Raw genomic sequence first — 26,041 nt, forward strand, 5'->3', positions numbered from 1 at the left:
CGTCCACTGGGAGGGGCAGTAGATGAGCACCGACGGCCAGCCGCACATCCTCGCGATCGGCGGCGGAAGCTTCGTCCGGGACGACCGGGGCGGCATCGCGCCGAGCCCGCTGCTCCGCTACGCCTGCGACCTGACCGGGCAGGACCGGCCGCGGCTGTGCTTCCTGACCACCGCGATGGGCGACTCCGCGGAGATCATCGCCCGGTTCTACGCGGCGTTCGCCACACTCGACGCCGAGGTCAGCCACCTGGCGCTGTTCCCGATGCCGAATGTCGCCGACATGCGCGAGCACCTGCTCTCGCAGGACCTGATCTACGTCAGCGGCGGCAGCGTGGCCAACCTCATGGCACTGTGGCAGGTGCACGGCCTCGGGGAGATCATGCGCGAGGCGTGGCACGAGGGCGTGGTGCTGTCCGGGCAGAGCGCCGGGGCGCTGTGCTGGCACATGGGCGGCAACACCGACTCGTTCGGGCCGGAGCTGCGGGCGTTCACCGGCGGGCTCGGCCTGCTGCCCTACTCCTGCGGCGTCCACTACGACAGCGAGCCGCAGCGGCGTCCGCTGCTCCAGCGGCTGGTCGGCGAGGGCGCGCTGCCCGGCGGTTACGCGGCGGACGAGGACACGGCGCTGCACTACGTCGGCACCGAGTTCGTCCAGGCCGTCACGTTCACCGACGGCAAGGGCGCCTACCGGATCGACGCGGACGGCCCGGGCCGGGTCAAGGAGACCCCGATCGACCCCCGGCTCCTGACCCGCGAGTAGGGACATAGGCTGGCCGTCGTGAGCGATGTTGACGTACGTGGCGCCGCCCGTGACACCGACCGTCCCGCCGAGCCCCTCCCCTCAGGTGAGCGTTCCCCCGCCCCGGCGGTCGCGGACGGTCCGGCGGCGGCCCTTCCCGCATTCGACATCGACGCGCTGACCGTCGTCCACGCCGGGTTCGGCACCGCGGCCGTGGACTACGAGGCGGGCTGGGACCTCCAGCGCCGCACCCACGCGCGCCGCGCGGACGGTGAGATCGGCGACACCGTCCTGCTTCTGGAGCACCGGCCGGTGTACACCGCGGGCAAGCGCACCGAGCCGCTGGACCGCCCGTTCGGCGACCCCGGAGCGCCGGTCGTCGAGGTGGACCGCGGCGGCAAGATCACCTGGCACGGGCCGGGGCAGCTGACCGGGTACCCGATCCTGCGGCTGCCCGACCCGGTGGACGTGCTCGCCTACGTCCGGCTGCTCGAGCGCATGATGATGGCCGTCTGCGCCGAGTTCGGCCTGGCCACGACCACCGTCGAGGGACGTAGCGGCCTCTGGGTGCCGGGCGCTCCGGACCGCAAGATCGGTTCCATCGGGATCCGGGTCTCGCGCGGCGTGACCATGCACGGCTTCATGCTCAACTGCGACTGCGACATGTCATGGTTCGACCGGATCGTCCCGTGCGGCATCCGGGACGCCGGCTCCACCAGCCTCAGCGCCGAGGTCGGCCGCCCGGTGACCGTCGCCGAGATCGTCCCGCTGGTCGAACGGCACCTGGGCGACCTGCTCGGCGCGGACGAGGTGCTGCACCGCACCACCGCCCAGCTCTCGGTCTAGGACCTGGCCGAGCCCCGGCTAGGAGTGGTCGCGGAGGACCTTGAAGACGGCTTGGCCCTCGCCCGCCGCCGTCCGGAAGAAATCGGACAGGCGTGCGTAGGCGGGGGCCAGCCGGGCCCCGGGGTCCGGGAGGTCCGCGCCCTGGACGCCCGCCTCCCTCATCGCCGCCGCGTTCATACGACCGGAAAGCGACGCGAAACCCACGGTGTCGAGGTGCGCGGCGGCGGCCTTGACCCGGTCCGGGGCCAGGTAGATCACATCCGCGCCGCTCGCGTCGGCGCCGTCCTCGGTCAGCAGCCGCCCGCCGCACACCACGTCCGCCTCGGGTTGGCGTCCCTCCCACGCGTCGCCGGTCAGCGCCCAGTGCAGAACCTGCCAGTCGCCGCCGAGATCGAGACCGCGGCCGTCCCGCGGGCCGCCCGGCGCGCCGAACAGCGCGGCCGCGATCCGCGCGGGGTCGCTCTCCCCCTCGACCACGGGCGGCACCCTCAGATACGACAACGCGAGACCCACGGCGGTCCTACTCTCCACGTGCGATTCGTGCGACAACAGGCAGTCACCTTAAGAGATCCACAGCTACACAGGGTGGAAACACGAGAATCCTCTTCAGGAGAGCTTGCGCACCTTTCACCGTCGTTCCGCCGCCCCGGGCGGACCGGCCGGGGACGGCCGGGGGCGGCCGGGGTGCGGGCCCCGGAGATCGGCACGTACCCTGTGGGGGTGACGACGGCGACACCCGAGGGGCGCAAGCTCCTCCGCATCGAGGTACGGAACAGCCAGACCCCCATCGAGCGCAAGCCGGACTGGATCAAGACCCGGCTGAAGATGGGCCCGCAGTACCGCGAGCTGACCCAGCTGGTGAAGTCCGAGGGTCTGCACACGGTCTGCCAGGAGGCGGGCTGTCCCAACATCTTCGAATGCTGGGAGGACCGCGAGGCCACCTTCCTCATCGGCGGCGACCAGTGCACGCGGCGCTGCGACTTCTGCCAGATCGACACCGGCAAGCCCGCCGAGTTCGACCGGGACGAGCCGCGCCGGGTCGCCGAGTCCGTGGCGACCATGGAGCTGCGGTACGCGACCGTCACCGGCGTCGCCCGCGACGACCTGGAGGACGGCGGGGCCTGGCTGTACGCCGAGACCGTCCGGCAGATCCACGCGGCCGTCCCCGGCTGCGGCGTCGAGCTGCTGATCCCCGACTTCAACGCCGACCCGGACCAGCTCGCCGAGGTGTTCTCGTCGCGGCCGGAGGTCCTGGCGCACAACGTCGAGACCGTCCCGCGGATCTTCAAGCGGATCCGCCCCGGTTTCCGGTACGAGCGGTCGCTGGAGGTCATCACCCGGGCCCGCGAGGACGGCCTGGTCACCAAGTCGAACCTCATCCTCGGCATGGGCGAGACCCGCGAGGAGGTCTCCGAGGCCCTGCGCGACCTGCACGAGGCGGGCTGCGAGCTGATCACGATCACCCAGTACCTGCGTCCGTCGCCGCGGCACCACCCGGTCGAGCGCTGGGTGAAGCCGGAGGAGTTCGTCGAGCTGTCCGCCGAGGCGGAGGAGATCGGGTTCGCCGGAGTCATGTCCGGCCCGCTCGTCCGGTCGAGCTACCGGGCCGGGCGGCTCTACAAGCAGGCCATCGAGGCGCGAGAGCGCTGACCGCGACCATTATCCTTAGGAACATGTCGAAGAAGCCCACGGACGGGGCCCAGGAGCGTCCGGGCCGCCTCAAGCAGATCCGCATGGTCGCCCAGGTCCTCCACCAGGCGAACCCCAAGGCCCTCCCGATCGTTTTCGCCTCGGCGCTCGCGACGCTGGTCGTCGTCATCGCCGTGGGCTGGCTCGTCGGCAGCCTGTGGTTCTTCGTCCCGCTGGCCGTCCTGGCGGCGGTCGCGGTCGGCATGATCGTGTTCGGCCAGCTCGCGCAGCGCGCCCAGTACTCGGTGATCGCCGGGCAGCCGGGCGCGGCGGCGGCGGTGCTGAAGAACGTGCGCGGCGGCTGGACGGTCACCGAGGCCGTGTCCGGCAACCGCAACCTGGACATGGTGCACCGGGCGGTCGGCCGTCCCGGCGTCGTGATCGTCTCGGAGGGCCCGCGCAGCCGCGTCGGCCAGCTGCTCGGCGCGGAGAAGAAGCGCATCTCGCGCGCCGTGCCGTCCGTCCCGATCTATGACATCCAGGTCGGGGACGAAGAGGGTCAGATCCCGGTGGACAAGCTCCAGCGGCACCTGATGAAGCTGCCCCGCAACCTGACCAAGGCGCAGGTCAACGACGTGAACAGCCGTCTGGCGGCGCTCCCCCGCGCGATGCAGATGCCGAAGGGCCCGATGCCCAAGGGCGCCCGCATGCCGAAGGGCCCGAAGCCGAAGACGCGCTGACCGGCCCCTGGGCCGTCTCGCGGCGGCCACCCCTCATCAGTAACGGGAGGGCTCCCCATGCCGGGGAGCCCTCCCGTTTTTCCTGTGTCCGAGTTGTTCTGACTTCGGGCGGTCCTGTGGTTCGCCTCGGCCCGCGGTGTCCTCTGCTCGCGTCGTGTCGCGTCGTGCCGTGGTCGCGGGCGGTCAGGCGCGGACGACGACGGTGTTGGAGGCGCGGTCGTGGAGGCCGCGGTGGTCGCGGTCCCAGAGCAGGGCGGGGACGACGAGGACGAGCAGGACCGTCCGGGCGAGGGACCAGCCGAAACCGATCGGACGGCCGTCCAGCCGTGCGACGCGCAACCCCACCAGGCGCTTGCCGATGGTCGTGCCGAGCGTGGCGGTGAGCAGCCACACCATCAGCGCGAACACGGCGGTGTTGGCGAGCGACCGGGTCGCGGGGCTCCAGTCCAGGGCCGAGGCGAGCGCGGCGCCGACCAGGGCTCCGGCGAGCAGGTCCAGCAGGAGGGCGACGACGCGCCGCCCGTAGGTCGCGACCGAGCCGGGCCCGTCCTTGGGCAGCCCCAACCGGGCCCCCGGCGTGCCGAGGTCGACCCCGGCGGACGCCGCGCCGCCGAGCCACGTCTGCGTCCACCTGGGGCTTGTGGACTCCCGCTGCTTACCGCTTGCCATGGCTCTACGCTATCCGGTTCCCGGACCCGCCCGGATGCGGGTCGGGGCGGGCGGATTAGGGTGGGGTGACGGACATCACCCAGTGAGCCGTAACACACTCGAAACACATGGGACACGGCCGGGAAACGGCCCGTTGAGACTCTTCCGGAAGCTCGAGAACGCCCCCAAGGAGGCTGGATGTTCGGCAGCGCCAAAGAGGTCCTGGACTTCATCGACCGCGAAGGCGTCCGCTTCGTGGACTGCCGGTTCGTGGACCTGCCCGGGAAGATGCAGCACTTCACGTTCCCGGTGGAGAGCTTCGGCGAGAACGTCTTCACCGACGGGCTGATGTTCGACGGCTCGTCCGTCCGCGGCTTCCAGGAGATCCACGAGTCCGACATGCTGCTGCTCCCGGACCCGGGCACGGCGGTGCTCGACCCGTTCCGGCAGCACAAGACGCTCGTCCTCAACTTCTTCGTGCACGACCCGCTGACCGGCGAGCCCTACAGCCGCGACCCGCGCAACGTGGCGCGGAAGGCGCAGGACTACCTGCGCGGCACCGGCATCGCCGACACCTGCTACTTCGGTCCCGAGGCCGAGTTCTACATCTTCGACGACGTCCGGTTCGAGACGAAGGCGAACGCGGGCTACTACTACCTCGACTCGGTCGAGGGCGCCTGGAACACCGGACGCGAGGAGGCGGCGGGGAACCTGGGCGCCAAGCCCCCGTACAAGGGCGGCTACTTCCCCGTCCCGCCGATGGACCACTTCACCGACCTGCGGTCGGAGATGGTCGAGCAGCTGCTGCGGTCGGGCATCCACGTGGAGATGCAGCACCACGAGGTCGGCACGGCGGGCCAGTCGGAGATCGACTTCCGCTTCGACACGCTGCTGAAGACGGCCGACCAGCTGATGCTCTACAAATACATCGTGAAGAGCGTCGCGCGGGCGGCTGGCAAGACCGTCACCTTCATGCCGAAGCCCATCTTCGGCGACAACGGCTCGGGCATGCACTGCCACCAGTCGCTGTGGAAGGACGGGTCGCCGCTGTTCTACGACGAGGTCGGCTACGCGGGCCTGTCCGACAGCGCCCGGCACTACATCGGCGGCCTGCTCCGGCACGCGCCGTCCCTGCTCGCCTTCACCAACCCGACGGTGAACTCCTACCACCGGCTGGTGCCGGGCTTCGAGGCCCCGGTGAACCTGGTGTACTCGCAGCGCAACCGGTCCGCGTGCATCCGCATCCCGATCACCGGCTCGAACCCGAAGGCCAAGCGCGTCGAGTTCCGCGTGCCCGACCCGTCCTGCAACCCCTACCTGGCGTTCTCCGCGATGCTCATGGCGGGCCTGGACGGCATCAAGAACAAGATCGAGCCCGCCGAGCCGGTGGACAAGGACCTCTACGAGCTTCCGCCGGAGGAGGCCCGCGCGATTCCGCAGGTCCCGGGCTCGCTGGAGGCCGTCCTGTCCGCGCTGGAGGCCGACCACGAGTACCTGCTGGAGGGCGGCGTCTTCACCCCGGACCTCATCGAGACCTACGTCGCGATGAAGTACGAGCACGAGATCGACCCGATCCGCCTGCGCCCGCACCCGCACGAGTTCGAGCTGTACTACGACGTGTAGGCCGACGGCGTCCTGATTCTTCTGTGACGTCTGGTTCGTCGTAGTTTTAGCGATACGGAGCGCCCCCGGGAACTTCTCGGGGGCGCTCCGTGTTGTGATGGACGAACGGTGCGACGATCAAGGAGAACGCCATGGCCGAGGTGCGGGTCGAGCGGACGGCGGACGGCGGCTTCGTCGGGACGAACGGGCGCGGCGCGTCCGTGCCGATCGGGGGCGCCGACCAGGACGGGGTGTTCTCGCCGGTCGAGCTGCTGCTGGTCGCGCTGGCCGGGTGCGAGCTGGTCACGGTCGAGCCGCTGACCGCCAAGCGCGGGCACCGGATGGTGAAGCTCGCCGCCGACGTGAAGGCCGACAAGGTCGAGACCAGCAAGCTCGGCACGATCACCGTCACCTACGACGTCGAACTGCCCGAAGGGGACGACGAGGCCGCCGAGGTGCTGCAGGCCGTCGCCAAGCGGGTGCACGAGAAGTACTGCACGGTCGGGAACGCTCTCAAGGAGCCGATGACCGTCGAGCAGGTCGTCCCGGTCCAATAGCCACCCGGGGTGAGTGAACGCCCATGGGCGGGTGAGCGAAGGCTCTCCGTCCATGGGCGTTCCTCGTTCCAGGGGGTGGTTCAGGTGCATCTCGTGCCGTTCTTCGGGACCTTGCCGTCCAGGAGGTAGGCGTCCACGGTGTTCACGACGCAGCGGTTTCCGGTCAGGTAGGCGGTGTGGCCCTGGCCTCGGAGGCTGAGGAGGACGGCCTTCCCGCCGATCTCCCGCGTGAGCGCGGGGGCCCAGGCGTACGGGGTGGCCGGGTCGCCCTCGTTGCCGACGACGACGATGGGCGCGGCGGACGGCGCGGACACCTCGTTCCCCGCCTCGTCGCCCTTGTAGGGCCAGCCGGTGCAGGTGAGCAGGCCCCAGGCGAGGCCCGGACCGAAGATCGGCGAGGCGTTGCGGAACCGGGGCAGCTCGTGCCGGACGTCCGCGACGGTCGCGCGCCCGGTGGTGTCGGCGCAGCTGATGGCGGTGTTGGCGGCGAGGAGGTTGGCGTAGTGGCCGTCCTCACCGCGGCCGTTCTGCAGGTCGGCGAGGGCGAGCAGGAGGGTGCCGTCGCCCTTGGCCGCGTCGGCGAGGGCCCGCGCGAGGATCTTCCAGGTCGTCTGGTCGTAGAGGGCGGCGGAGATGCCGGTCACCCCGAGGTTCTGGGTGAGCGGCCTCGCCGGTTGGCCGGTTCGGAGGGGGTGGTCGTCCAGGCCGTCCGCGAACCTCTGGACGGAGGCGAGGACGGTGCTCCTGTTCCGGCCCATCGGGCAGGAGGCGGCTCCGAGGCCGGCGCAGTACGAGGCGAAGTTCCCGAGGGCGCGCTGGAAGGCGGCGGCCTGCTGGAGCGACAGGTCGACCGCGCCGATCTTGGTGTCCACGGCGCCGTCCAGGACGAGGCGTCCGACGTTCCCAGGGAGCTGGTGGGCGTTGTTCGCGCCGAGCTGGGTGCCGTAGGAGAGGCCGAAGTAGTGCAGTCTCGCGTCGCCGAGGACGGCGCGGATGACGTCCATGTCGCGGGCGGCGGGCGCGGTTCCGACGTGGGGCAGGAGTGCGCCGGAGTGCTTCTCGCACGCGCGCGTGAAGGCGGCGTCCATGTCCTCGACGGTCTTGACCTCGGCGGCGTCGTCCGGGGACGAGTCGAGCGCGAGGAACCTGTCGAGTTCGGCGTCGTCCAGGCAGGTGACGGCGGTGCTCTGGCCGACGCCCCGGGGGTCGAAGCCGACGAGGTCGTAGCGTCCGGCGAGGTCCTGGAACCGTCCGGCGGACTCGGCGAGGGACTCGGTGCCGGAGGCGCCGGGCCCGCCGAAGTTGAAGAGCAGCGAGCCGATGTGGTGGGCCCGGTCGGTGGCGGCGAACCTGAGCAGGGCGAGATCGATGGTCCTACCGCCCGGCTTGGCGTAGTCGAGCGGCACCCTGACCGAGGCGCACTGCGGCGTGCCGGTCCGTCCGGTGGTGAGCGGGGGGTTCGTGGACAGCCCGGTGCAGGGTCCCCAGGAGGGGCGCTGGCGGGTGATGGAGGCGGGCAGCCCGGAGAGGAACGAGACGCCGCGTGTCATACCTGAGACCGTCTCGGACGATGGCCTGGACGGTCCCCGACCCCCGCATCCGGCCGGGCCGGAAACGGTCAGAACGACGGCGATTGCCACCCTGGCATGCCTCAGTGGCCCCGTATGCAACATTCGTCCCCCCGGTCGTTCCGCGGGGGGCGATCCATGATCTACCCGTGGCCTCCTATGCTGACTCCCGATCTCGTCGAGTTCACGCCATCTCCGGGTGCTAGGGGGACTCACCCTGAAGTCCGGATTTCCCCGCCGGGGCGTACTACTCAAGACTGAGATGAAGACCCTTCGTCGCGGTGATCTCAAACAGGTGGCCGCGCGGCAAAGATAGGTAGCATGGCCCAAACCGCCCCAGCAGCTCCCCGCGGCCAGACCGAGGAGTCCGACACCCCCACCGCGCGTGTCCCGCTCCCCCGGCAGGAACCGTCGGACGAGGTCCGCCGTCCCGCCGGCCGCGTCGTCCGGTTCGCACGCGCCGTGCGCACGTTCTCCGGCTCCCCCTCCGCGCCCCCGCTCTGGCGCGAGCTCGCGCTGATCGCCCTGTTCTACACGGCCTACACGCTGACCCGGATCATCCTGGTCCAGGACGGCACCGGCCCGGCGTTCCGGCACGCGCAGGACATCCTGTCCCTGGAGCGGTCGCTCGGCATCGACGTGGAGCTCGACCTCAACCGGTGGCTGCTGGACGTGACGTGGCTGGCCAAGGCCGCGAACCTGTTCTACATGAGCATGCACTTCGTGGTGACGCTGAGCCTGGTGGTGTGGCTCTACCGGTACCGGCCGCTGGAGTACCGGTGGCTGCGCGCGGCGGTGATGATCGCGACCGGGCTGGCGCTGATCGGGTTCTGGCTGTACCCGCTGGCCCCGCCGCGCTTCCTCGGCAGCGTCGGGTTCATCGACCCGGTGACCGCGCTGCACTCGGTGGGGCTGTACTCGGGCGACTCGTCCGGGGCGATGACCAACCAGTACGCGGCGATGCCGTCGATGCACGCGGGCTGGTCGCTGTGGTGCGGGTTCGTGCTCGTCCGGCTGGGCACGCAGAAGTGGGTCAAGGCGCTGGGCGTGGCCTACCCGGTGACGACCGTGCTGGTGATCCTCTCCACCGCGAACCACTACATCCTGGACGCGGTGATCGGGAGCGGGCTGATCGTCGGATCGCTGGCGCTGTCCTGGCTGCTGTACCGGCGCACCCCGGAGTCCCTGCTGCGGGCGGGCGAACGGGTGCGGAGCAGGGCGCGGACGGGTCGCACGAGGGTAATGGTTCGTATTCGGACCGTGGCCGGTGCCAGGTCGGCGGAGCGTGTCTGAGATGCTCGGTCCATGGCCAGGACGGCGGACCTCTCCGGGACCGGTCCGGGCCCGGCCGGGGATCCCGGCCCGGGCGCCCGGGCCGCCAGGCCGCGGCTGTGGGCCGAGCTCGCGATCGTCCTGATCTGCTACGTCGCCTACGAGTTCATCCGCAACCTGGTCCCCACCGAGCGCGCGCTCGCCCTCCAGCACGGCCATGAGCTGCTGAACGCCGAGGCCCTGGGCGGCATGGACGTCGAGTACTCGCTGAACCGGCTGTTCCTCGCCCACTCCTGGCTCGCCGTCCCGGCGAACTACTTCTACGCGACCATGCACTTCATCATGACGATCGGGGTGCTGGTCTGGCTCTACTGGCGGCATCCGGGCACCTACCGGATGCACCGCGCCGCGTTGTTCTTCCTCACGCTGATCGGGCTGCTCGGCTTCTGGCTCTACCCGCTGGCGCCGCCGCGAATGCTGGCGGGCTTCACCGACACCGTGATCACCTTCGGCACCTGGGGCATCTACACCACGGGCCCGACCGCCTCGGTCTCCAACCAGTTCGCGGCGATGCCGTCCATGCACACCGCCTGGTCGCTGTGGTGCGCCGCCGCGATCATCGCCATCAGCCGCCGCCGCTGGGCGGTCGTCCTGGCCGCCCTCTACCCGGTCGCGACCATCATGGTGATCATGGGCACCGCCAACCACTACCTGCTGGACGCCGTGGGCGGCGCGACGGCCTCGGCCCTGGGCCTGGTCCTGGCCTACGGCGGCGCCCGCGTCCTGCTCCCCTGGTTCAGGCGCTCCCCGGCGCAGGAGGAGTACGGCTGGCCCGGCGGGCCCGGCCCTCGCCCCTAGCCTTGGCACGTTCCAGGACGCCGGGAGGCGTCAGGACGCGCCGTAGAAGGCGCGTTCCACGACGGCGCGGGCGCGGCGGGCGTGCCGGTGGTAGTCCTCCAGCAGGTCGCCCGCGGCCGGATAACCGAGGACCTGCGCGACGGCGCTGCGCTCGTGGTGGTGGTCGGTCGGCAGCAGATCGGACGGACGGCCCCTGACCAGCACGATCGCGGCCCGGATCCGGGTCGCCAGGCACCACGCCTCGGCGAGCTCGGCGGCGTCGCCGGAGTCGAGGAGGCGGGCCTCGACGGCGGCGTCCAGCGCGGCGAGGGTGCGGGTGGTGCGCAGGGCGGGGATCTCGTAGGCGTGCCGGAGCTGGATCAGCTGGGCCACCCACTCCACGTCGGACAGGCCACCGGGGCCGAGCTTGAGGTGGAGCCGGCGGTCCACGCCGCGCGGCAGCCGCTCGGACTCCATCCGGGCCTTGAGCCGCCGGATCTGCCGGACGGCGTCCTCCTTCACGCCGTCCTCGGGCCAGCGGACGGGGTCGATCACCTCGCGGAAGCGCTCCCGCAGGGCGGGGTCCCCGACCAGCGGGTCGGCGCGGAGCAGCGCCTGGCTCTCCCACGGCTCCGACCAGCGGGCGTAGTAGGCGGCGTAGGACGCGAGGCTGCGGACGAGCGGCCCGGCCTTGCCCTCGGGACGCAGGTCCGGGTCGATCCTGACCGGCGGGTCGGCGGCGGGCAGGGCGAGCAGCCGCCGGAGCTCCTCGGCGACCGCGGACGCGGCGGACGCGGCGTCCCGGTCGTCCGCGCCGGGCCTCGGGTCGTGCACGAACATCACGTCCGCGTCGCTGCCGTAGCCGAGCTCGTGCCCGCCGAACCGGCCCATCGCGACGACCGCCATCGCGGTCGGCAGCGGGCCGCGCCGCTCCGCCTCGACCTTGCCGACCGCCGCGTCCAGGGCGGCCTCGATCGTGACGGAGGTGATGTCGGTGAGCGCCTCGCCGACCGCGCCCGGCTCGAGCGTGCCGAGCAGGTCGGCGACCGACACGCGGAACAGCTCCCTCCGCCGGACGGCCCGGACCGCCGTCACCGCGTCCTCCACCGACACCCCGCCCGGGCGGCGGCGGACGGCGGCGAGGGCCTCGGTGCGCAGGGACGCCGCGGGCCGCGGCCTCAGCTCGCTGTCGCGGCCGAGCATCGCGACGGCCTCGGGGGCGCGGAGCAGCAGGTCGGTGGCGTACCGGCTGGCCCCGAGGACGTGCGCCATGCGTTCGGCCACGGTCACGTCGTCGCGGAGCAGCCGCAGGTACCAGGGGGTCGTGCCGAGGGCGTCGCTGACCTGGCGGAAGCCGAGCAGGCCCGCGTCCGGGTCGGGGGCGTCGGCGAACCAGCCGAGCATGACAGGGAGCAGCGTCCGCTGGATGGCGGCGCGGCGGGACACCCCGGCGGTGAGGGCCTGGAGGTGCCGGAGCGCGCCGGACGGGTCGCCGTAGCCGAGTGCCTCCAGGCGGACGCGGGCGGCGTCCGGGGTGAGGCGGGCCTCCTCCTCGGGCAGGCGCGCGACGGCCTGCAGGAGCGGCCGGTAGAACAGCTTCTCGTGGATGCGGCGGACCTCGCGCGCGTGCCGCCGCCACAGCGTGGTGAACTCCCCCACCGGGTCGGTGCGCAGGCCGAGGGCGCGGCCGAGACGGCGCAGGTCGGCGGGGTCGTCCGGGACCAGGTGGGTGCGGCGCAGCCGGTGCAGCTGCACGAGGTGCTCGACGCGGCGCAGGAACCGGTAGGCGGACGCGAGCGCGGCGGCGTCGTCGCGTCCGACGTAGCCGCCGCGGGACAGCTCGGCGAGCGCGTCGAGGGTCCCGCGGGCGCGCAGCGACTCGTCCGACCTGCCGTGGACGAGCTGGAGCAGCTGGACGGAGAACTCGACGTCGCGCAGCCCGCCCGGCCCCAGCTTGAGCTGCCGTCCGGCCTCGGCGGTACGGCGGTTCAGGTCGGTCTCGACGCGACGGCGCATGGCCTGGACGTCCTCCACGAAGCTCACTCCCTCGGCCGCGTGCCACACGATCGGCCCCATCGTGCCGGCGTACCGCGCGCCCAGCTCGCCGTCCCCGGCGACCGGACGGGCCTTCAGCAGCGCCTGGAACTCCCAGGTCTTGGCCCAGCGCTCGTAGTAGGCGCGGTGGCTGGCGAGCGTCCTGACCAGGGGCCCGGCCTTGCCCTCGGGACGGAGCGCCGCGTCCACCTCCCACAGCGCGCCCTCGGGGGTGCTCGCCGAGCACGCCCGCATGGTCGCGGCGGCGAGCCGCGTCGCGGTGCGCAGTGCGGCGTCCTCCGGATGCCCGTCGCGCGCCTCCGCCACGAAGATCACGTCCACGTCGCTGACGTAGTTCAGCTCGCGTCCGCCGCACTTGCCCATGCCGATCACGGCCAGGCGGCACGTGTCGTGCCCGGGGACCTCCGCGCGGGCGATCGCCAGCCCGGCCGCGAGGGCGGCGGACGCGAGGTCCGCCAGCCTGGCCGCGACCTCGGCGACGTCCAGCTCCCCGGTCAGGTCGCGCCCGGCGAGCATGAGCACCCGCCTGCGGTAGGCGACCCGCAGCGCCACCAGCGTCCGCGTCGAGGCGTCCCGCGCCACCGGCTCGTCCGCCTCGGGATCCGCTCCCACCGCCCTCAGGAACTCGGCCCGCGCCGCCGCCCCGATCCCGTGAGCCAACGCGTCCACTTTCTCCGCATACGCCCGCTTAGCCCCGTCCGCGCCATCCGCGCCATCCGCGCCATCCGCATCCGACGCGCCCGGCGCGCCTTCCACGCGCTGCGCGCCTTGCGCGTCCTTCGCACCCGGCGCGACCTGCGCGCCCCTCGCGTCCTCCGCGCCCGGCGTGGGCTGTGCTGCGCGCTGGGCGTCTTTCGCGTCCGCGCCGTCGTTCGCATGCCGGGCGGCCCGGGGGTGGTCTTCGCCCTGCGCGACCTCGGTGGCCTGTGCGGGTTCCGCGGGGGCCTCCGGCTTCGGGTGGTCGGCGCCGGGCGGGGTATCGGGGGGCGGTTCCGGGTCGTCCGAGGAGCGGCGGAGGGCGCGCCAGTGGGACGGGTGGCGGGCGAGGTGGTCGGCCAGCGCGGACGAGACGCCGAGGACGGCCAGGAGGCGTTCGCGGACGGTCGGGTCGGTGGCCAGGGCGGTCGCGAGGGCGGCGGCCTCGCCGAGCCGTTCGGCACCGGTGAGCAGGGCGAGCAGGCCGCGCAGGGCGAGGTCGGGGTCGGCGGTGGCGCCCAGGTCGTCCAGGAGCTCGGCCGTGACCGCGGGCCCCGCCTCGGCGAGCAGGCGTTCGGCCCCGGCGGGGTCGTCGAAGCCCAGCCGGGCCAGCCTGGTCGGCAGCGAGGGTGAGGGACGGCGGTCACGTGCGCTCGGCGTGCTCACCCGACCACCGTAATCCGACGGGGCCGCCTGAGCACGGAGAGCCATCCAAGATCACGAATCGGCCACGGCGTGAACCGAAGTCGATCTTGAATCGACTCACAGGTCGGGGGCACACACCGTTTCCCCGAATTCCCACCGTTCCCGGAGGAACACTCATGAGAAGACGCACTCTCGCCGTGGTCGGCTCCCTGGCCGCCGGAGCCGTGGCGGCCGGATCCGCCGTGGCGCTCACCGTGGGGGACACCTCCCATGTCTCGGCGGCGCAGGTCGCGGACACATCGGCGCGCAAGCCCGCGAGGCCCGGCGATTTAAACGGTGACGGACGCCGCGACCTCATCCTTCCGAACGAGAGCGCGGAGGACGGCAGCGGCCACAACGGGCGGGTCGTCATCGTGCCCGTCGGCCCGCGCGGTCCGCTCACCGCCCAGCGTGACCTCGTGACCCGCGGACGCGCCGGGCTGCCCGCCCAGCCCGACCGGAAGGAGACCTTCGGCGAACACGAGGCCAGCGCCGACTTCGACCGCGACGGGTATGCCGATCTCGCCGTGAGCACCACGTCCGGCGACGGGAAGAGCACCGGCGTGCTGGTGTTCTACGGCGGCCCGAAGGGCCTGACGGGCAGGCACGTCCTGCTCCCCGGCCCGGAGGTCGGGGCGATGGCCATCGGGGACTTCGACGGCAACGGCAGGCCCGACCTGGCCGTCGTGGAACTCGACGCGGCGAGGGCCGACCACTACTACCACTACCGGCTCTACGCCAACGTCGGCTCGGTCGCGGTGAAGCCGACGGTCACCAAGATCAACAAGTTGACGGCGGCCGACATCGCGGGCTTCAGGGCCGTGGCGGCCGACGTCAACGGCGACGGTAAGGCCGACCTCGCCCTGACCTTCACGTCGCTGTACGAGCGCGGCGGGCGCGGGCCCGCCTTCGGGGAGGTCCGGTACGGCACCGCCAAGGGGCTCGGCGCGCCGCACCGCTTCGCCACGGGCTGGACGGAGCGCAGCATCGCCGCCGGAGACATCAACGGCGACCACCGCGCCGATCTCGTCGTCCGCCGCTACACAGGGAAGAAGCCCGCGCAGATCAGCGTCCTCTACGGCGGGAAGACCGGGCTGAGCAAGCCCGTGTCGTTCTCCAAGGACACGCCGGGCGTGCCGGGCAAGGGCTCGGCCGACGACGACTTCGCTCACGAGGCGATCGCCGTCGGCGATCTCAACGGCGACGGACTCGGGGACGTCGCGGTCGGCGCCCCCAGGACTCCGATCGGCAAGCTCCACGAGACGGGTGCGGTCACCGTGCTCTACGGCACGCGCAAGGGCCTCACCGGCAAGGGAGCGCGCTCGATCAACCTGTCCCTCCCCGGGGCGCCCGACCGTCCGAGGACCGAGGACTACTTCGGCGGCGCCGTCGTCATCCAGGACCTGAACGGCGACGGCAGGCCGGACCTGGTCGTCGGAGCGGGCAACCACCCCGCCCCCAAGCCCGTCTACCGTGGGGCGATCTTCGCCTTCCCCGGCGGCAAGGGCGGCCCGCTGCTCAAGGGCAGCACCTGGATCACCCCGCAGACCCTGAACGTCAAGGAGGAGATCCAGCTCGGCGAACGCATCATGCCGTGACCCGGCATGAGGGCGTGCTGAGAAGGCACTGAGAAAAGGTGGTGGCCGGGAGCCCGGACGGGCTCCCGGCCACCCCGAACGGCCGGGCGAACGTCCTACAGGACGGGCATCAGGCGCTTGCGTTCGAACTCGGTGACCTGGCGGCGGTACTCCTCCCACTCCTGGCGCTTGTTGCGCAGGAAGAAGTCGAAGACGTGCTCGCCGAGGACGTCCGCCATCAGCTCGCTGCGCTCCATCGCGCGGATCGCCTCGTCCAGGCTCTGCGGAAGCGGCTCGATGCCCATCGCGCGGCGTTCGGCCGAGGTCAGCGCCCACACGTCGTCCTCGGCGCCGGGGGGCAGCTCGTAGCCCTCCTCGATGCCCTTCAGGCCAGCGCCGAGGATCGCCGCGAACGCCAGGTAGGGGTTGGCGGCGGTGTCCAGGGAGCGGAACTCGACGCGGGTCGAGTGGCCCTTGGCGGGCTTGTACATGGGGACGCGGATCAGCGCGGACCGGTTGTTGTGGCCCCAGCAGATGTAGGACGGGGCCTCGCCGCCCGCGCCCGCCGAGAAGCCGACGCCGCCCCACAGCCGCTTGTAGGAGTTCACCCACTGGTTGCAGACGGCGGTGATCTCGGCGGAGTGCCGCAGGACGCCCGCGATGAACGCGCGGCCGACCTTGGAGAGCTGGAACTCGGCGCCCGGCTCGTAGAAGGCGTTCCTGTCGCCCTCGAACAGCGACATGTGGGTGTGCATGCCCGAGCCGGGGTGCTCGGTGAACGGCTTGGGCATGAACGAGGCGTAGACGCCCTGCTCGAGGGCGACCTCCTTCATGACCAGCCGGAACGTCATGATGTTGTCGGCGGTGGTGAGCGCGTCGGCGTACCGCAGGTCGATCTCCTGCTGGCCGGGGGCGCCCTCGTGGTGGCTGAACTCCACCGAGATGCCCATCGACTCCAGCATCATGATCGCGTTGCGCCGGAAGTCGTGCGCGGCGCTGTGCGGGGTGTGGTCGAAGTAGCCGCCCTGGTCCACCGGCACGGGCTCGCGGCCGTCCTCGGGACGGTTCTGGAGCAGGAAGAACTCGATCTCGGGATGGGTGTAGAAGGTGAACCCGAGGTCGGCGGCGCGGGCCAGCGCCCGCTTGAGCACGAAGCGCGGGTCGGCGAAGCTCGGCGTGCCGTCCGGCATGAGGATGTCGCAGAACATCCGGCCGGCGCCGGGCGTCTCGCTGCGCCATGGCAGGATCTGGAAGGTGGACGGGTCGGGCTTGGCGATCATGTCGGCCTCGTAGACCCGGGCGAAGCCCTCGATCGCCGAGCCGTCGAAGCCGATGCCCTCGCCGAACGCCCCCTCCAGCTCGGCGGGCGCGACGGCGACGGACTTCAGGAAGCCGAGCACGTCGGTGAACCACAGCCGGATGAAGCGGATGTCCCGCTCCTCCAGCGTGCGGAGCACGAACTCCTGCTGTCGGTCCAAAGCCCTCTCCCTCGTGCGACGCCGTCCCCGGCAGGCGGTGGTGGACACCGGGTCCGGCACTTTGCAGTATGACCGGCCGCTGTTACCGCGACGTTACGTCGCGGGGGCGCCCCGGCGGGGGCTTACCCAGCGAAAACGCCACCGATGCGAGCATTCTCGAGCGTCACGGACATGGTGCCCCGCGCCGCCAACTCTGCCACATCGGGGACGAACGGAACACGCCGACGTCTCCGCACCTCATGCTTACCCGCGTTTACCTGACGCTTACCCTAGCCCCCGGCCAACGCCCAGGTCGGGGGCCTGTTCCACGGGTTCCTCGGACCCCGCGGGATTCGCGGGGATCCGCCCCGGTTCGTTCGCCCGGGTTCAGACGTCCACTTCGCCGACCCGGGCCGCCGCCGGATCCAGGACGCGGGCGAGGAAGGTCCGGGTGCGCTCGTGCTCCGGACTCGCGATCACCCGGTCCGGCGGGCCCTGCTCGACCACGACGCCGCCGTCCATGAACACCACCCGGTCGGCGACCTCGCGGGCGAAGCTCATCTCGTGCGTGACCACGACCATGGTCATGCCCTCGTCCGCGAGACCGCGCATGACGCCGAGGACGTCCCCGACCAGCTCGGGGTCCAGCGCGGACGTCGGCTCGTCGAACAGCATGACGGCCGGGTCCATGGCGAGCGCGCGGGCGATCGCCACGCGCTGCTGCTGGCCGCCGGACAGCTTCTCCGGGTACTCCTCCACCTTGTCGGCCAGGCCGACCCGCTCCAGGTTCGCGCGGGCGACCCGCTCGGCCTCGGCCCTGTCCCGCCTCAGCACCTTGCGCTGAGCGACCGTCACGTTCCCGAGGACGGTCAGGTGCGGGAACAGGTTGAACGACTGGAACACCATGCCGATGCGCCGACGCGCGGCGTCGATGTCGACGTCGGGGTCGGTGAGCTCGACGCCGTCCACCGTGATCGTCCCGCCGGACGGCTCCTCCAGCAGGTTCACGCAGCGCAGCAGGGTGGACTTGCCCGAGCCGGACGGCCCGATCACGCACACCACCTCGCCGGACTCGATGCTGAGGTCGATGCCGCGCAGGACCTCCAGCTCCCCGAACGTCTTGCGGAGGTCCCTGATCTCGATCGCGCTCATCGCCGTCCCCGCTTCTGCCGTGCCTCCAGCCGCCGGGCCAGGTAGCCGAGCGGGATCGTGATCAGCAGGTAGCAGAGGCCCGCGACCAGGATCGGGGTGGTGTTGCCGAGCTGGCTCGCCGCGTCCCGGCCGAACTTGGTGAGCTCCCGCTGGCTGAGGAGTACGCCGAGGAACAGCGCCAACGACGAGTCCTTGAACAGCAGCACCAGCTCGTTGGTCAGGGGCGGGATGACAACCCGGAGCGCCTGCGGGATGACGATCGTCCGCATCGCGCGGAACTGCGACATGCCGAGCGAGCGCGCCGCCTCGGTCTGCCCGCGCGGCACCGCCTCGATGCCCGCCCGGATCGTCTCGGCCATGTACGCCGCCGCCACCAGGCCGAGCGACACCGCCGCCTGCCCGTACACGCCGCCGGGCAGTTCGAAGCCGGGGAACGCGAGCGGGATCCCGGTGCCGACGAAGATGAAGATCAGCAGCGCCGGCAGGCCCCGGAAGACCTCGATGTAGGCCATCGCGAACCAGCGGAACGGCAGTGCCGACGACAGCCGCATCAACGCGATGACCAGCCCGCCGACGAGGCCGAGCACGAACCCGCTCACCGTGAAGGCCACCGTGTTGCGCAGGCCGATCGTGATGATGTCCGGGAACAGGTCCCTGGCGACCGACCAGTTGAGGAAGTTGATGTGCAGGGCGTGCCAGTCGGCCAGCGCGATCGCAAGCCCGACGGCGATGACGAAGACGCCGTACTCGCCGCCGAGGACGAGCCGCCTGCGGCGCCTGCGGGTCAGCCCGCCGCCGCGCGCGGCGGCGGCGGGCTCGGAGGTGGACGCCACGTCAGTGCCCCTCGGGCATGGGCCCGATCCACTTTTCGTAGATCGCCTTGTAGGAGCCGTCCGTGCGGGCCTGGGCGATGACGGAGTCGATGACGTCCTTCAGCCCGGTGTTCTTGTCCTTGCGGACGGCGAAGCCGTACTGCTCGCCGGTGTTGTAGTTGCCGTCGATGGCGTAGGCGGAGTTCGCCGGGTCCTTCAGCCAGCCCTGCACGACCGGGTAGTCCTCGACGATGACGTCGACCTTGCCGGTGCGCAGGCCGTTGAGCAGCGCCGCCGAGTCGTCGAACGAGACCGAGTCGATCTTCGCGGCGTGCACGAACTCCTCGCCGGTGGTGGACGCCTGCGTGCCGACCTTCACCTTCTTCAGGTCGTCGACGGACGCGAACGCGGCGCCCTTCTTGCCCATGGCCGCCTGGGTGGCGTCGAAGTAGGGCTTGGTGAAGTCGATGAACTTCGCGCGCTCGGGCTTGATCGTCATGCCGGCGGCGGCGACGTCGCACTTGCCCGCGTTCAGGGCCGCGCCGGTCTTGATGGTCTCGAACGGGGTGTCCACGACCTTCTGGGTGACACCGAGCTTCTTGGCGACCAGGTCCATCACGTCGACGTCGAAGCCGACGACCTTGCCGTCCTTCACGAACTGGAACGGCGGGTACGGCAGGTGCGTGCAGGTCGTGAGCTGACCCTTCTTGACCAGCTTGGCGCCCTGCACCGTCACGCCGTCGCCGCCGCCGCAGGCCGAGGCCGTGGCGAGCACCGTGACGGCGACCGCCACGAGCGCCGAGAGTCGGGGAATGCGTCCGGACACGTGATCCTCCAGGGGGTTTCTGATGCACGTGGAGACGATTTCTACCATGGTCGTCACCGCCGGACGCCAGGTGACCGGCCGATCCACTTCTCGTAGAGGCGCTGGTAGGAGCCGTCCGCGCGGGCCGCGTCGAGGGTCTGGTCGATCGTCTGGACGAGCGCGGGGTCGCTGTTCCTGGTCACCATGAACCCGTACTGCTCGCCCGTTCCGAACCGTCCGCGGGCCGTGAACGCGGCGTTGGCGGGGTCGCGGAGCCAGCGGAGGGCGGTCGGATGGTCCGCGACGACGACGTCCACCCGGCGCGTGCGCAGGCCGTCGAGCAGCGCGTCCGGGGTCTTGTACGAGACGGTGTCGAGTTCGGCGTCGCGCAGGTAGCGCTCGCCTCCCGTGAGCCCCAGGGTCCCGACGCGGACGTGCGCCGACTTGAGCGCGGCGGGGCTGGTGAGGGCGCGTCCCTTGCGTCCGACGACCATCTGGTAGACGTCGAAGTACGGCTTGGAGAAGCCGATCTCGGCGGCGCGCGCCTGGGTGATCGTCATGGCCGCCGCCACGACGTCGCAGCGGGTCGCGGTGAGCGCCGAGCCGGACTGCATCGGGTCGTAGGCGGTCTCCCGGACGTTCAGCGGCACGCCGAGCCGCTTGCCGACGAGCCCCATCAGGTCCATGTCGAAGCCGACGACCTTCCCGTCGCGGCGCTCCTCGAAGGGCGGGTTCGGGACGTGCGTGCAGACGGTGAGCCGGGTCCGGTCGACCAGCGCCACGCCCTTCACCTCGCCCTCGCGCACGCCGCAGCCGGCGGCGAGGGACGCCGCGAGGACCACGGCGGCGACCGGAGAGAGGCGGGAGAGGGGACGTCGGATCACGCTCTGCTCCTTGTGCGCAAGGGGTTTCGACCGACTATCCCACGCCCGCGCCCCGCCTCGGGCGGCCTGCCGACCCCGCCGCGAACGGCCTGCCCGCCCCGCCCGGGGACGGCCTGGAGCGGAGCGTCCCGTTTCCGAGATTTGACGTGGCGGTCGTCCGGCCGCGGCACCGATGATCACTAGCGTGGGGCGGACCGTGGACGTTCCAACGCTGCTGTCGCTGACCGAACGGGTGGAATCGCTGGCCGCCCCGTCCGGCGTGCATCCGGGCGCGTCGCCGCTCGGCGCGCGGCTGGACGGCTGGACCCGCGCGCAGGGCCTGGTGCTAGGCGATCCGGACACCTCGCCGCTCGGCCGGGCCCGCTGCGACCGGCTCGCCGCGCGACTGTTCGCGACCGCCGACATCGACCGTGTCGAGCTGTTCGGGCACTGGCTGACCTGGACGTTCGCACTCGACGACACGCTCGACCGGCCGCCGATGTCGGCGAGCGCGACCGCCGTCTGCGCCCTGTACGACGACCTGCTGCGAGCGCTGCGGCGCGGCGCCGCCCTGCCCGGCGCCCGTCCACTGGAGAACGCGCTCGTGGAGCTGTGGCGGCGGACGTCGCCGCGCATGAGTTCGCGCTGGCGACGCCGGTTCCTGGTGCATCTGGAGGTGCACCGGACGGCGTGCGCCGAGGAGGCGGTGAACCGGCGCACCGGGCAAACCCCCACACTGCGGGGATACGCCGCGGGACGGCGCGGCGCGTGCGGGCCCCACCTGTTCGACCTGGTCGAGACGGTGCTCGGGGTGGAGCTTCCGCCCCGTGTCCTGGACTCCCCGCCCTGGACGGCCCTGACCGAGGCCACCGCCGACGTGGTGGCCTGGTGCAACGACCTGGCGTCCTTCCGGCGCGAGCAGGCGGACGGCGACGCGCACAACCTCGTCGCGGTGGCGGCCGACGCCCACGGCCTGACGGATGAGCAGGCCGCGTCCTGGACGGTCGAACGGCTCGTCCAGCGGGCCGCCGACCAGGCCGAGGCCGGACGCCTCCTGTCCGAGGCGCTGGACCGGCTCGCGCTGCCCGAGCCGGATCGGGCCGCGACCGCGCGGGTCGCGTCCGTGCTCCTGAACGCGCCGCGCGCCCATCTGGACTGGCTCGTCGAGTCCGGCCGCTACGACCTGCCGCACCCCGACGTCCACCGCCCGCCGCGCCGCCAGCTGGGCCTCCGGGACATCCTGGCGAGCCGCTGACCTCCGGAGACGGGGGTCAGACGATGCGGGCCAGGTCGTCGCCCATCGGGGTGCGGACGTAGACGACCCGGCGGCCCATGCGGTGGCCCGTCACGAGGTCGCAGGAACGCAGCACGGAGAGGTGCTGGCTGACCGCGCCGGGGGTGACGCCGAGGCGGCGGGCGAGCTCGGTGGTCGAGGACGGGGCGTCCAGCGCGTGCAGGATCTCCGCCCGGACGCGTCCGACCAGGGCGCCGAGCGAGCCCGCGCGCGGGCCCGGACGGGTCTCCCACACCGTGGCGACGCCGGACACCGGGTAACTCAGCATCGCCTGGTAGGGCGGCGGGAGGACCTGGACGCGCGGCCAGGTGAACACGCTCGGCACGAGCAGCAGGCCCCGGCCGTCCAGGCCGCCGTGGAAGGTCCACGGCCGGTCGATACGCAGGATGCCGTTGTCCCATTCGACGGTCTCGTGGAGGTCGGCGAACACGCCCGCCGCGCCGCGCTCGCTGAGGGCGCGGGAGCGGCGCAGGACGTCCCCCTCCAGCAGTTCGCGGATGCGGCCCCAGAACGGCCGGACCGCCGCCCGCCAGAACGCGTCGAGCTGGTCGGCGACCGCCGTGAGGGTCGCGTCCGGGTCGGCGACCAGGCGCGTGAGGGCGGGCCCCCCGGGGGCGATCGGGTACAGCGACCCCTCGGTGCCCGACCAGGCGAGCTCGTCGACGACGACGTCGCGCGGGGTGGCACGGATCGTCGCCAGCTCGGCGTCGAAGTCCGGCAGCGGGGTGGTGGGCGGCGGGGTGAGGAAGTCGGCGACGTAGCCGGTGGCGGGCACCAGGGCGCGCAGCAGGTCCAGGTCGAGCCCGGCGAGGCGGGGCCGGACGGCGCGCAGCCACGGCAGGTGCAGGGCGCGCCGGGACGGGTCGGCGAGCACCCGCAGCGCCCCGACCGCCTCCCATGCGGGCGAGAACGCGAACCGGACGCGGGCGGCGTCGTCCGGGGTGAACACGAACCGGATCATCGCCCCTCCGACCTTTTAGCCCAGCCTAAATGAATGTCCTGACCGGTTCGGCGGCCCGACCATCGTCAGCGTGACCACGCTCGACGAATCCCTGCGCGAACCCCCGCTCTCCGCTCCCCCGAACCGGCTCGGCTCCTTCTTCGCCACCCGCCTCGGCGGCCTGCCGCGCGCCTTCTGGGCGCTGTGGACGGGCACGCTGATCAACCGGCTCGGCACGATGGTCGAGCCGTTCCTCGGCCTGTACCTCACCACCGCGCGCGGGCTGTCGCTGGCGCAGGCGGGCGCGGTGATGACCGTCCTCGGGGCGGGCTCGCTCGGCGGCCAGTTCCTCGGCGGGCTGCTCGCCGACCGCATCGGACGGCGGCGGACGCTGCTGCTGTCCACGTTCGGCACCGGCGCGGCGATGCTCGCCCTCGGGTACGCGCAGGGCATCCTCGCGCTGGTCGCGGCGGCGGCGCTGCTCGGGCTGCTGATCGACATGTTCCGGCCCGCGTCCCAGGCGATGGTCGCCGACATCGTCCCGGCGGACGACCGGGCGCGCGCGTTCGGCCTCAACTTCTGGGCGGTGAACCTCGGCTGGGCGATCGCGATGGTGTCGGCCGGGACGCTCGCCCGCACCGGGTTCCACACCCTGTTCTGGATCAACGCCGCCACGGCCACCGCGTTCGGGATCCTGGTCTGGCGCGCGGTCCCGGAGACGCGTCCTTCGGTTCCCGGCACGGGTGCGGACACAGGTGCGGACGCGGCGCCGCGCGGCGGGATGCTGGACGTGCTGCGCGACCGGGTCATGATCGGCTACACCTTCACGGCGATGGCGTACGTGTTCGTCCTGCTGCAGTCGATGTCGACGATGCCGCTGGCGATGCGCGAGCAGGGCCTCGGAGCCGGCACCTACGGCTGGGTCATCGCGCTCAACGGCCTGGTGATCATCACCGTCCAGCCGCTGGTGAGCGCGTGGCTGACGCGGCGCGACCACTCGCTGGTGCTGGCCGCGGGCATGGCGATCGTGGCGGTCGGGATCGGCGCCACCGCGCTGGCGTCCGAGCCGTGGCAGTACGCGGTCATCGTGGTGTTCTGGTCGTTCGGCGAGATCATCGCCGCGTCCGTGCTGCAGGCGATCGTGGCCGGGCTGTCCCCCGAGCACCTGCGCGGACGCTACAGCGGGCTGTACGGGCTCTCCTGGTCCGGCGGGTTCATGCTGGCGCCGCTCGGCGGGACGCAGCTGCTCGGCCTCGGCGGCCCGGCGCTGATGTGGCCGGCCTGCGGGGCGCTCGGGCTCGTGGCGGCCGTCGGGCAGCTTGCCCTCACCCCCGCCATCCGGAGGCGGACGGCCCCCGCCCCGGCCTCTGCTCCGGCCACCGCTCCGGCCGCCGCCTCTTGACCCCGGAGGGCTATTATCGTCATAGTGACGATACCCGGTCGGTGATCGGGATCCGGCGACCTCCTAGGGTGGAGACGTGGCACAGCTCAGGATCGCGCTCGCGCAGGTGAACCCGACCGTCGGCGACCTCGGCGGCAACGCCGCGCTGATCGTCGACTGGACCCGGCGCGCCCGGGACGCGGGCGCGCACCTGGTCGCGTTCCCGGAGATGGCCCTCACCGGCTACCCGGTCGAGGACCTCGCGCTCCGCTCGTCGTTCGTCGACGCGTCCCGCGACGCCCTGGAGCGGCTCGCCCGGCGGCTGGCGGACGAGGGCCTCGGCGACCTGCCCGTGGTCGTCGGCTACCTCGACCGCCGGACGGACGGCCCCGTCCGTCCCGGGCAGCCCGCCGGATCCCCGCTGGACGGCGCGGCCTGGCTGCACGGCGGCGAGGTGCTCGTCCGCTCGGCCAAGCACCACCTGCCGAACTACGGCGTGTTCGACGAGTACCGCATCTTCGTGCGCGGCGACACGCTGCCGGTCGTCCGGGTGAACGGCGTGGACGTCGCGACCGTCGTCTGCGAGGACCTCTGGCAGGACGGCGGCCCGGTCAGCGTCACCGGCGCCGCCGGGGCGGGCCTGCTGCTGGCCGTCAACGCGTCCCCCTACGAGCGGGCCAAGCAGGACACCCGGCTCGACCTGTGCGCCCGCCGCGCCCGCGAGGCGGGCTGCGCGCTCGCCTACGTCAACATGGTCGGCGGCCAGGACGAGCTGGTCTTCGACGGCGACTCGGTCGTCGTCGGCGCGGACGGCGCGCTGCTCGCCCGCGCGCCGCAGTTCACCGAGCACCTCCTCGTCTCCGACCTCGATCTTCCCGCCGCCGACCCGGCCGCCGAGCCCGGCCGCGAGCCGGTCGACGCCCTGGACGGCACGACCATCACCGTCGAGCGGCTCGTCCTGTCCGGCGAGCCCGCGCCCGCCTCCCCGGCCCGTCCGCTGGAGGTCGCCGAGCGGCTGGACGACCTCGGCGAGGTGTACGCGGCGCTGGTCACCGGCACCCGCGACTACGTCCGCAAGAACGGGTTCCGCTCGGTCATCATCGGCCTGTCCGGCGGCATCGACTCGGCGCTGGTCACCACCATCGCCTCCGACGCCATCGGCCCGGAGAACGTGCACGCCGTCCTGCTGCCGAGCCGCTACTCGTCCGAGCACTCGGTCACCGACGCCGAGGAGCTGGTCAAGCGGCAGGGCGTGCACTCCCGGATCGTCCCGATCCGCGGCATGGTGGACGCGTTCGAGGCCGAGCTCGACCTGCACGGCCTCGCGTCGGAGAACCTGCAGGCCCGGATCCGCGCCAACATCTGGATGGGCCTGTCGAACGAGCACGGCCACCTCGTGCTGACCGGCGGCAACAAGAGCGAGCTCGCGACCGGCTACTCCACCCTCTACGGCGACTCGGCGGGAGGCTTCGGCCCCATCAAGGACCTGGTCAAGACCATGGTCTGGGCGCTGGCCCGGTGGCGGGACGAGCAGGTCGGGTCGGACCTGCCGTTCCTGCACCCGTTCGAGGAGCCGCCGATCCCCGACGCGATCATCGTCAAGGAGCCGTCCGCCGAGCTGCGCCCGGACCAGCGGGACTCCGACTCCCTGCCGCCCTACGACGTCCTCGACCCGCTGCTGGTCGACTACGTCGAGCGCGACATGGGCCGCGACCGGCTGATCGCGGCCGGCCACGACCCTGACCTGGTCGACCGCGTCATCCGCCTCACCGACCTCGCCGAGTACAAGCGCCGCCAGTACCCGCCGGGCCCGAAGGTCACCCCGAAGAACTTCGGCCGCGACCGCCGCCTGCCCATCACCAACCGCTGGCGCGAGAACCCGTAAGC

The 26,041-nt window shown here is 72.2% G+C and carries 22 protein-coding genes; 12 read left to right on the top strand and 10 right to left on the bottom strand.

Annotation, left to right across the window (positions count from 1 at the left end):
* Positions 1-22 precede the first annotated feature (22 nt).
* Together P696_RS0106780 and lipB are read left to right on the top strand one after the other, a co-directional pair.
* Positions 23-760: a Type 1 glutamine amidotransferase-like domain-containing protein gene (locus P696_RS0106780; RefSeq protein WP_026411736.1), complete on the top strand. Its 738-nt coding sequence runs from the start codon at positions 23-25 to the stop codon at positions 758-760.
* Between the two features lie 156 nt (positions 761-916).
* Positions 917-1,585: a lipoyl(octanoyl) transferase LipB gene (gene lipB, locus P696_RS0106785; RefSeq protein ID WP_034483757.1), complete on the top strand. Its 669-nt coding sequence runs from the start codon at positions 917-919 to the stop codon at positions 1,583-1,585.
* 18 nt (positions 1,586-1,603) lie between these two features.
* Here the strand turns inward: lipB and P696_RS0106790 are convergent, their stop codons facing one another.
* Positions 1,604-2,062, bottom strand: a complete 459-nt coding sequence (locus P696_RS0106790; RefSeq protein WP_245627537.1) for a DUF1877 family protein — start codon at positions 2,060-2,062, stop codon at positions 1,604-1,606.
* 243 nt (positions 2,063-2,305) lie between these two features.
* On the opposite strand from P696_RS0106790, the gene lipA reads away from it, so the two are divergent.
* The gene (gene lipA / locus P696_RS0106795) at positions 2,306-3,235 is read left to right on the top strand and encodes a lipoyl synthase (protein ID WP_026411739.1); all 930 of its coding nucleotides are present in this window, start codon (positions 2,306-2,308) and stop codon (positions 3,233-3,235) included.
* Positions 3,236-3,258: 23 nt separating this feature from the next.
* Positions 3,259-3,954 (top strand): DUF4191 domain-containing protein, encoded by a 696-nt coding sequence (locus P696_RS0106800; RefSeq protein WP_026411740.1) that lies wholly within the window; start codon positions 3,259-3,261, stop codon positions 3,952-3,954.
* A 183-nt stretch (positions 3,955-4,137) separates the two neighbouring features.
* On the opposite strand, the gene P696_RS0106805 is transcribed toward P696_RS0106800, so the two are convergent.
* The gene (locus P696_RS0106805) at positions 4,138-4,623 is read right to left on the bottom strand and encodes an RDD family protein (protein ID WP_026411741.1); all 486 of its coding nucleotides are present in this window, start codon (positions 4,621-4,623) and stop codon (positions 4,138-4,140) included.
* 177 nt (positions 4,624-4,800) lie between these two features.
* On the opposite strand from P696_RS0106805, the gene glnA reads away from it, so the two are divergent.
* Both glnA and P696_RS0106815 read left to right on the top strand, forming a co-directional pair.
* On the top strand, positions 4,801-6,225 hold the full coding sequence (gene glnA / locus P696_RS0106810; protein WP_026411742.1) for a type I glutamate--ammonia ligase: 1,425 nt from the start codon (positions 4,801-4,803) through the stop codon (positions 6,223-6,225).
* A gap of 131 nt (positions 6,226-6,356) precedes the next feature.
* Positions 6,357-6,761: an OsmC family protein gene (locus P696_RS0106815; protein WP_026411743.1), complete on the top strand. Its 405-nt coding sequence runs from the start codon at positions 6,357-6,359 to the stop codon at positions 6,759-6,761.
* An 80-nt stretch (positions 6,762-6,841) separates the two neighbouring features.
* On the opposite strand, the gene P696_RS0106820 is transcribed toward P696_RS0106815, so the two are convergent.
* Entirely contained in the window at positions 6,842-8,311 is a 1,470-nt protein-coding gene (locus tag P696_RS0106820) for an alpha/beta hydrolase (protein WP_051466991.1), read from the bottom strand.
* Positions 8,312-8,650: 339 nt separating this feature from the next.
* On the opposite strand from P696_RS0106820, the gene P696_RS43760 reads away from it, so the two are divergent.
* Positions 8,651-9,622 (top strand): phosphatase PAP2 family protein, encoded by a 972-nt coding sequence (locus tag P696_RS43760; protein ID WP_084336900.1) that lies wholly within the window; start codon positions 8,651-8,653, stop codon positions 9,620-9,622.
* A 12-nt stretch (positions 9,623-9,634) separates the two neighbouring features.
* Entirely contained in the window at positions 9,635-10,459 is an 825-nt protein-coding gene (locus P696_RS43765; protein WP_051466993.1) for a phosphatase PAP2 family protein, read from the top strand.
* 30 nt (positions 10,460-10,489) lie between these two features.
* On the opposite strand, the gene P696_RS43770 is transcribed toward P696_RS43765, so the two are convergent.
* A complete protein-coding gene (locus P696_RS43770) occupies positions 10,490-13,855 on the bottom strand; it encodes a bifunctional [glutamine synthetase] adenylyltransferase/[glutamine synthetase]-adenylyl-L-tyrosine phosphorylase (RefSeq protein ID WP_245627538.1) in 3,366 nt (1,121 codons plus the stop codon).
* A gap of 155 nt (positions 13,856-14,010) precedes the next feature.
* Here P696_RS43770 and P696_RS0106840 point away from each other — a divergent pair, with 155 nt between their 5' ends.
* Complete coding sequence (locus P696_RS0106840; RefSeq protein WP_084336904.1) at positions 14,011-15,471, top strand: FG-GAP-like repeat-containing protein; 1,461 nt, start codon at positions 14,011-14,013, stop codon at positions 15,469-15,471.
* A 95-nt stretch (positions 15,472-15,566) separates the two neighbouring features.
* On the opposite strand, the gene P696_RS0106845 is transcribed toward P696_RS0106840, so the two are convergent.
* From P696_RS0106845 to P696_RS0106865, 5 genes are all read right to left on the bottom strand, one after another.
* Entirely contained in the window at positions 15,567-16,928 is a 1,362-nt protein-coding gene (locus P696_RS0106845; RefSeq protein ID WP_026411746.1) for a glutamine synthetase family protein, read from the bottom strand.
* Positions 16,929-17,294: 366 nt separating this feature from the next.
* Positions 17,295-18,059 (bottom strand): amino acid ABC transporter ATP-binding protein, encoded by a 765-nt coding sequence (locus tag P696_RS43775; protein WP_034483364.1) that lies wholly within the window; start codon positions 18,057-18,059, stop codon positions 17,295-17,297.
* Positions 18,056-18,892: an amino acid ABC transporter permease gene (locus P696_RS43780; RefSeq protein ID WP_051466995.1), complete on the bottom strand. Its 837-nt coding sequence runs from the start codon at positions 18,890-18,892 to the stop codon at positions 18,056-18,058. The genes P696_RS43775 and P696_RS43780 overlap by 4 nt, the downstream gene beginning before the upstream one ends.
* Before the next feature lies 1 nt (position 18,893).
* Positions 18,894-19,697, bottom strand: a complete 804-nt coding sequence (locus P696_RS0106860; protein ID WP_026411747.1) for an ABC transporter substrate-binding protein — start codon at positions 19,695-19,697, stop codon at positions 18,894-18,896.
* A 53-nt stretch (positions 19,698-19,750) separates the two neighbouring features.
* On the bottom strand, positions 19,751-20,560 hold the full coding sequence (locus tag P696_RS0106865; RefSeq protein WP_026411748.1) for an ABC transporter substrate-binding protein: 810 nt from the start codon (positions 20,558-20,560) through the stop codon (positions 19,751-19,753).
* Positions 20,561-20,756: 196 nt separating this feature from the next.
* Here P696_RS0106865 and P696_RS43785 point away from each other — a divergent pair, with 196 nt between their 5' ends.
* Complete coding sequence (locus tag P696_RS43785) at positions 20,757-21,794, top strand: terpene synthase family protein (RefSeq protein WP_211245648.1); 1,038 nt, start codon at positions 20,757-20,759, stop codon at positions 21,792-21,794.
* A gap of 16 nt (positions 21,795-21,810) precedes the next feature.
* Here the strand turns inward: P696_RS43785 and P696_RS0106875 are convergent, their stop codons facing one another.
* Positions 21,811-22,794 carry an ArsR/SmtB family transcription factor gene (locus tag P696_RS0106875; protein ID WP_026411749.1) on the bottom strand — a complete coding sequence of 328 codons (984 nt, stop codon included), beginning with the start codon at positions 22,792-22,794 and terminating at the stop codon, positions 21,811-21,813.
* Between the two features lie 70 nt (positions 22,795-22,864).
* Here P696_RS0106875 and P696_RS43790 point away from each other — a divergent pair, with 70 nt between their 5' ends.
* A complete protein-coding gene (locus P696_RS43790) occupies positions 22,865-24,175 on the top strand; it encodes an MDR family MFS transporter (protein WP_245627539.1) in 1,311 nt (436 codons plus the stop codon).
* Between the two features lie 76 nt (positions 24,176-24,251).
* Positions 24,252-26,039, top strand: coding sequence for an NAD+ synthase (locus tag P696_RS0106885; RefSeq protein ID WP_026411750.1), 1,788 nt, complete (start codon positions 24,252-24,254; stop codon positions 26,037-26,039).
* Positions 26,040-26,041 lie beyond the last annotated feature (2 nt).

It is taken from the genome of Actinomadura oligospora ATCC 43269, assembly GCF_000518265.1.
GTDB classification, from domain to species: domain Bacteria; phylum Actinomycetota; class Actinomycetes; order Streptosporangiales; family Streptosporangiaceae; genus Spirillospora; species Spirillospora oligospora.